The following is a 6,158-nucleotide window of genomic DNA, read 5'->3' as shown; positions in this document are numbered from 1 at the left end:
CGGCGACCGCGTTCGTGTGCGCGCTGGGCGACGACGCCGGCGGCCAACTGGCGCGCGCGCTCGCCGCCGGCGACGGCATCGACCTGCGCGCGCTGCAAAGCGCGCAGCCGACCGGCACCGCCGGCATCTACGTCGACGGCGAAGGCCGCAACACCATCGTGATCGGGCCCGGCGCCAACGCCGAGCTGTCGCCGGCCTTCGTCGGCGAGCACGCGGCCGCGCTGGACGCGGCGCAGGTGGCGCTGGCGCAGCTGGAAACGCCGGACGAATCGGCGGTCGCCGCGTTCGCGCGCGTGCGCGATGCCGGCGGATCGACCCTGCTCAACCCGGCTCCCGCCGACGCCGTGGCCAGCGACGCGCTGTGGGCGCTGACCGATGTGGCCACGCCCAACGAAACCGAGTTCTGCGCGCAATTGCGCCGGCGCGGCGGCGCGGCGCTGGATCCCGACGCGCTGGCCGGCCTCGACGAGACGACGCTGCACGCGCACTGCCGGCAGTTGCTGGCGCACGGCAGCGTGGTCATCACCCTGGGCAAGTCCGGCTGCTTCGTCTCGCATGCCGACGCCGCCCTGCGCGGCGACGCGCAGGCGTTCTACCGCGTCGAGGCCGCGGCGGTGAAGGCGATCGACACTACCGGCGCCGGCGATGCCTTCAACGGCGCGCTGGCGGCCGCGCTGGCGCGCGCGCCGGGCGCGCCGTTCGCCGAACACGTGCGCTACGCGGTGCGCTTCGCCGGTTTGTCCACCGAACGCAGCGGCGCCGCCGCGGCGATGCCGCGCGACGCCGAAGTGCGGGAGCGGTTCGGCTGAGCGACCGGGCCGGCCCGGTGCTGAGGGCCTGAAGTCTTTGTGGGAGGGCCTTCAGGCCCGACGCTCTGGTCCCGGATCGCCGCGATCTGAGCCGAAAGCGTCGGGCCTGAAGGCCCTCCCACAGTCGTGCCGGCAGGCTCTAAGCGATTGATGTGAATGGCCTTTTCCCCACAGCCTTCGGCACTGCCCCTCACTCGGCTTTGATCTGAGAATGGTTCGCATTAACATGCGAGCCCTGTCGCAGTTCTCAGGCCGTCCGCCCCCATGCTCCGTCCCCAGCTTCTCGCCAGCGCCGTGCTGGCCGTCCTCGTCGCGCCCGTCGCCCAGGCCGAGGAGGCCAAGGATCTCGATCGCGTCACCGTCTCGGCCAGCACCAGCCGCATGCCCAACTCGGAAGCCGCGCTGGCCAACACCATCACCGTGATCGACGCCGAGCAGCTCAAGCAGCAGCTGGCGGTGACCCAGGACGTGTCGCAGATCCTCGCCAACCTGATCCCCTCGTTCTCGCCCTCGCGGCAGAAACTGACCAACGCCGGCGAAACCCTGCGCGGGCGCAAGCCGCTGTATTTGGTCGACGGCGTGCCGCAATCCACGCCGCTGCGCGAAGGCGGCCGCGACGGCCACACCATCGATCCGGCGATGATCGAGCGCATCGAAGTCATCCACGGCGCCAACGCATTGCAGGGCCTGGGCGCGTCGGGCGGCATCATCAACATCATCACCAAGCGCGCCCCGCGCGAGGACGGCGCGGTGTTCCAGGACGTCAACGTCGGCGTCAGCAGCGCGCTGCCGAACCGCAGCGACAGCGTCGGCTACCGCGCGTCCTACGTGTTCGGCACCCGCAGCGGCGACGTCGATTTCGTCGGCGGCGCGTCCTACGCCAGCGAAGGCCTGTTCTACGACGGCGACGGCCGCGCGATCGCGGTCAACGACATCCAGGGCGACCTGATGGACGCGCGCAGCTACAACCTGTTCGCCAAGGCCGGCTGGGACATCGACGCGGACAAGCGCCTGCAGCTGACCGCCAACCGCTACCAATTGCGCGGCAACAACGACTACATCACCGTCAACGGCGACATCCGCACCGGCAAGCTCGCGACCTCCGCGCGCGGCAGCCGCGAGGGCCGCGGCGCGCAGAACCGCTCGACCTCGCTGGTGCTGGATTACACCGACAAGTCGCTGGCCGGCGGTTACCTCAACGCGCAGTTGTTCTGGGTCGACTTCAAGGGCCTGTACGGCGCCACCGACTGGGAAGACTTCTGGCGCGACGGCCGCGACCTGCACTGGTGGGACCAGTCGCAGAACGTCTCGGAAAAGGTCGGCGGCAAGTTCAGCTGGTCGCGCGACAACCTGTTCGGCCAGCGCCTGCGCGCGACCTTCGGCCTGGACTGGAACCGCGACAAGACCTACCAGGAACTGGTGGTCGCCAAGCTCAAGTGGGTGCCGGAAACCCAGTACGAATCCTGGTCGCCGTTCGTGCAGGCCGAGTGGTGGGTGGCCGACAAGGTCATGCTGACCGCCGGCGTGCGCCACGAGCGCGGCGAGCTCAAGGTCGGCGACTTCACCACCATTCCGGCCAACGCCGGCGGCAGCCGCTTCGTCCGCGGCGGCACGCCCAAGACCCGCGAGACCCTGCCCAACTACGGCATCGTGTTCGAGGCCACCGATTCGCTGAAGTTCTACGCGTCCTATTCGGAGGGCTACACCGTGGCCGACATCGGCCGGGTGCTGCGCGGCATCACCACGCCGAACCAGAGCGTGGACAAGCTGGTCGACCTGTCGCCGGTGGTGTCGGACAACCGCGAAATCGGCGTGGACTTCGACAACGGCCGCTGGCTGGCGCACCTGGCCGCGTACTGGTCCGATTCCGACCTCGGCTCGCGCCTGCAGTTCGACCGCAACACCCAGAGCTATTTCGTCGTGCGCGAGCGCACCGAAATCCGCGGCCTGGAAGGCAACGTCGCGTTCCAGTTCTCCGACGCCGGCCGCGTCGGCCTGGGCTATGCGCGCGGCAAGGGCCGCTACGACAGCGACGGCGACGACCGCGTCGACAGCGACCTGCCCGGCGTCAACATCAGCCCCGACCGGGTCACCGCGTTCTGGGACCAGACCTGGAACGAGCGGTTCTCCACCCGCCTGCAAGGCAGCCGCGCGATCGACCGCGACTTCGACGCGAAGGGCGTGCGCGTGGCCAGCGCCGACGGCTACACCACGGTCGACCTGCAAGGCCGGTTCAAGCTGCCGCTGGGCCAGCTCAACGTCGGCGTCGAAAACCTGTTCAACGAGCAATACGTGACCTATTACTCGCAGAGCACGCCGCGCAACGACACCTATGTGGCCGGGCGCGGGCGCGTGCTCAACCTGAGCTGGTCGCACCGCTTCTGACCTCCGCCCTCCGCGCCGAGCCATGAATATCAGCCAGGCCACCGCCGTAACGCACAAGCCCAAGCCGCGCCGCCTGCGCGCGGCGTTGAAGTGGCTGCATCTGTGGCTGGGGCTGACATTGGGCACGCTGTTCGCCCTGGTCGCGCTGTCGGGCACGGTGCTGAGCTTCCAGCGCGAACTGGGGCTGTGGGCGTATCCGCAGCTGCAGCGCGACGCGGACATCGACCAGGCGCAACGCGCGCAGGCGCTGCAGCGGATCGTCGCGCACTGGCAAGGCCAGGGCATGACCTCGCTGGATCTGCCCACGCCACAGTTCCCGGTGTGGCAGGGCTACTTCCCGAACAACGAGCGGCGCTATTTCGACCCGGCCAGCGGCGAGCTGCTGCTGACCCGCAACACCGGCAACGACCTGATCCTGTGGCTGCGCGACTGGCATACGCACCTGCTGGCCGGCAAGAACGGCGAGCAGGTGCTCGGCGCGGTCGGCATCGCCGCGGTGTTCATGCTGCTCAGCGGCCTGTACCTGTGGTGGCCGCGCTGGTCGGCGCTGGCGGCGAGCCTGAAGTGGTATCGCGGCCCGCCGACGCGGCGCTGGCTGAGCTGGCACCGCGGCATCGGCCTGTGGCTGTTGCCGCTGACCTTGCTGGCCTCGCTGACCGGCACCGCGATGGTCTACGACGAAGCCGCGCGCAGCGCCTTGCGCGCGGCGTTTTCCGAACCCAGGCCGGCCAAGCCGCCGACCCTCGCCGCGCGCGCCGATGCCAGGCCCGACTGGGCCGCAGTACTGCGCGCGGCCGATGCCGCGGTAGCGCCCGGCGGGCCGATGGCCGGCGCGCAATTGCGCCGGATCGGCCTGCCGAAGAAGGACAGCGGCCTGGTGACGATCCGCGCGCGCGCGGTCGGCGAGTGGCATCCGGTCGGGCGCAGCATGGTGTGGATCGACCCGTATCGCGGCGCGGTGCTGCGCACCCTGGACTCGACCCGGCAAGGCCCCGGCGCGCGCGCCTATGAGGCGATGTATCCGCTGCACGGCGGCTTCGTCGGCGGACGGGTGTGGCAGGTGCTGATCGCGCTGACCGGGTTGATGCCGCCGTTCCTGCTCGTCACCGGCTTCCTGTTCTGGCGGCGCCGGCGCGGGCGCTGATCCTGCCGCTCGCCCGCTGCCGCGGCGAGGCCCTGCTCTTGTGGGAGGGCCTTCAGGCCCGAGGCCTTTCGCTCGGACGCCGCGATCCGGAACAAAAGCCTCGGGCCTGAAGGCCCTCGCACAAAACGCAGGATTTATCCGCTTTCGCGCACGGCTTTCCGCCGCCGAAACATTTGTTGCGCCCACGCATCTCCGTTCCCGCGTCCGGTCCGGCTTCACAACGCCGTTCTAAGGACGTGTACGCCTATGGGCGTGCCCAGCAACATCATCACCGCCGCGACGGCGGCGCCTTGGAGGGGAACGGACATGGCAGGCAAGTACGTCGTCAGCAAGCAGAACAACGGGCAGTACCACTTCGTGCTCAAGGCCGGCAACGGCCAGGTGATCCTCAGCAGCGAGAGCTACAAGCTGAAGGCCTCGGCGCTGGAGGGGATCGAATCGGTGCGCAAGAACAGCCAGATCGACGCGCGCTACGAGCGCAAGCAGGCCGCCGACGGCCGCCTGTATTTCCTGCTCACCGCCAGCAACGGCCAGCCCATCGGCAACAGCCAGATGTACAAGGACGCCAGCGGCCGCGAGGGCGGCATCGCCTCGGTCAAGGAAAACGGGCCCTCGCTGAAGGTGGAAGACCTCTCGGGGCACTGAGCCGGCGTCCGCCCGCGCCGGCGCGCCCGGCGCCCGCCCCCGGCCCGCCGCGGCCGGGTGGCTTACAATGCGCGCCATGCGCATCGGCTCCCACAGCATCGCCCCGCGGGTGGTCCTCGCTCCGATGGCGGGCGTCACCGACAAGCCGTTCCGGGTGCTGTGCAAGCGCCTGGGCGCCGGGCTGTGCGTGTCGGAGATGACCACCAGCGATCCGCGCTTCTGGTCCACCGCCAAGTCGCGCCACCGCATGGACCACGCCGGCGAGCCGGACCCGATCAGCGTGCAGATCGCCGGCACCGTGCCGCAGGTCATGGCCGAGGCGGCGCGCTACAACGTCGGCCACGGCGCGCAGATCGTCGACATCAACATGGGCTGCCCGGCCAAGAAGGTCTGCAACGCCTGGGCCGGTTCGGCGCTGATGCGCGAGCCGGAGCTGGTGGCGCGGATCCTGGAGGCGGTGGTCGCGGCGGTGGACGTGCCGGTCACGCTCAAGATCCGCACCGGCTGGGACCACGATCAACGCAATGCGCCGCTGATCGCGCGCATCGCCGAGCAGTCCGGCATCGCCGCGCTGGCGGTGCACGGGCGCACCCGCGACCAGCAGTACGCCGGCAGCGCCGAGTACGACACCATCGCCGCGATCAAGGCGCAGCTGTCGATCCCGGTGATCGCCAACGGCGACATCGATTCGCCGCGCAAGGCCGCGGCGGTGCTCGCCCATACCGGCTGCGACGCGGTCATGGTCGGGCGCGCGGCGCAGGGGCGGCCGTGGATCTTCGGCGAGATCGCCCATTTCCTCGAGCACGGCGAGGAGCTGCCGGCGCCGTCGCTGGCGCAGGTGCGCGAGATTTTGCTCGGCCACCTCGAACACCTGCATGCGTTCTACGGCGAAGTCTCCGGCGTGCGCATCGCGCGCAAGCACCTGGGCTGGTACGCCAAGGACCGTCCGGAGAATGCGGCCTTCCGTGCGGTGGTCAACCGCGCCGAGTCGGCCGAGCAGCAGTTGCGGCTGACCCGCGATTACTTCGACGCCCTGGTGGCCGGCGTGGCGCCGGAGCTGCCGGCGGCGGCCTGAGCGGCGCCGCGGCGGATTCGCGCGCGGCGCTTGCCGGCATCCGAACGGATCGAAACGACGCGACGCCGGCCCGCGCGCGGCGTCCCGGGCCGGGGCGTGC

At 70.4% G+C, this 6,158-nt stretch carries 6 protein-coding genes; 5 read left to right on the top strand and 1 reads right to left on the bottom strand.

All coding sequences use genetic code 11. The annotated features are described in order from the left end of the window. On the top strand, nt 1-809 hold an 809-nt coding region (locus tag A7A76_RS20115), incomplete at its 5' end, for a PfkB family carbohydrate kinase (RefSeq protein WP_206412980.1). Here the strand turns inward: A7A76_RS20115 and A7A76_RS26920 are convergent. After that, entirely contained in the window at nt 716-931 is a 216-nt protein-coding gene (locus tag A7A76_RS26920) for a DUF6053 domain-containing protein (RefSeq protein WP_428995203.1), read from the bottom strand. The two genes, A7A76_RS20115 and A7A76_RS26920, sit on opposite strands and share 94 nt — an antisense overlap. A 142-nt stretch (nt 932-1,073) precedes the next feature. Between A7A76_RS26920 and A7A76_RS20110 the strand changes: the two genes are divergently transcribed. The 4 genes from A7A76_RS20110 (at nt 1,074) to dusB (ending at nt 6,058) form a co-directional block, all read left to right on the top strand. Continuing rightward, nucleotides 1,074-3,194: a TonB-dependent receptor gene (locus A7A76_RS20110; RefSeq protein WP_206412979.1), complete on the top strand. Its 2,121-nt coding sequence runs from the start codon at nt 1,074-1,076 to the stop codon at nt 3,192-3,194. A 22-nt stretch (nt 3,195-3,216) separates the two neighbouring features. After that, nucleotides 3,217-4,338 carry a PepSY-associated TM helix domain-containing protein gene (locus A7A76_RS20105; protein ID WP_206412978.1) on the top strand — a complete coding sequence of 374 codons (1,122 nt, stop codon included), beginning with the start codon at nt 3,217-3,219 and terminating at the stop codon, nt 4,336-4,338. 306 nt (nt 4,339-4,644) lie between these two features. Next, complete coding sequence (locus A7A76_RS20100; RefSeq protein WP_206412977.1) at nt 4,645-4,983, top strand: YegP family protein; 339 nt, start codon at nt 4,645-4,647, stop codon at nt 4,981-4,983. Between the two features lie 76 nt (nt 4,984-5,059). Then, on the top strand, nt 5,060-6,058 hold the full coding sequence (gene dusB / locus A7A76_RS20095) for a tRNA dihydrouridine synthase DusB (RefSeq protein ID WP_206412976.1): 999 nt from the start codon (nt 5,060-5,062) through the stop codon (nt 6,056-6,058). The last annotated feature ends 100 nt before the right edge of the window (nt 6,059-6,158 follow it).

The sequence above is a fragment of the Lysobacter enzymogenes genome, assembly GCF_017168095.1.
GTDB lineage: Bacteria > Pseudomonadota > Gammaproteobacteria > Xanthomonadales > Xanthomonadaceae > Lysobacter > Lysobacter enzymogenes_D.
This window is presented reverse-complemented; position numbering and strand designations above follow the sequence as displayed.

What these genes read in the sequence shown, in the direction of transcription:
- A7A76_RS20110 (WP_206412979.1), top strand. Translation starts at nt 1,074, where the DNA reads ATGCTCCGTCCCCAGCTTCTCGCCAGCGCCGTGCTGGCCGTCCTCGTC.
- A7A76_RS20105 (WP_206412978.1), top strand. Translation starts at nt 3,217, where the DNA reads ATGAATATCAGCCAGGCCACCGCCGTAACGCACAAGCCCAAGCCGCGC.
- A7A76_RS20100 (WP_206412977.1), top strand. Translation starts at nt 4,645, where the DNA reads ATGGCAGGCAAGTACGTCGTCAGCAAGCAGAACAACGGGCAGTACCAC.
- dusB (WP_206412976.1), top strand. Translation starts at nt 5,060, where the DNA reads ATGCGCATCGGCTCCCACAGCATCGCCCCGCGGGTGGTCCTCGCTCCG.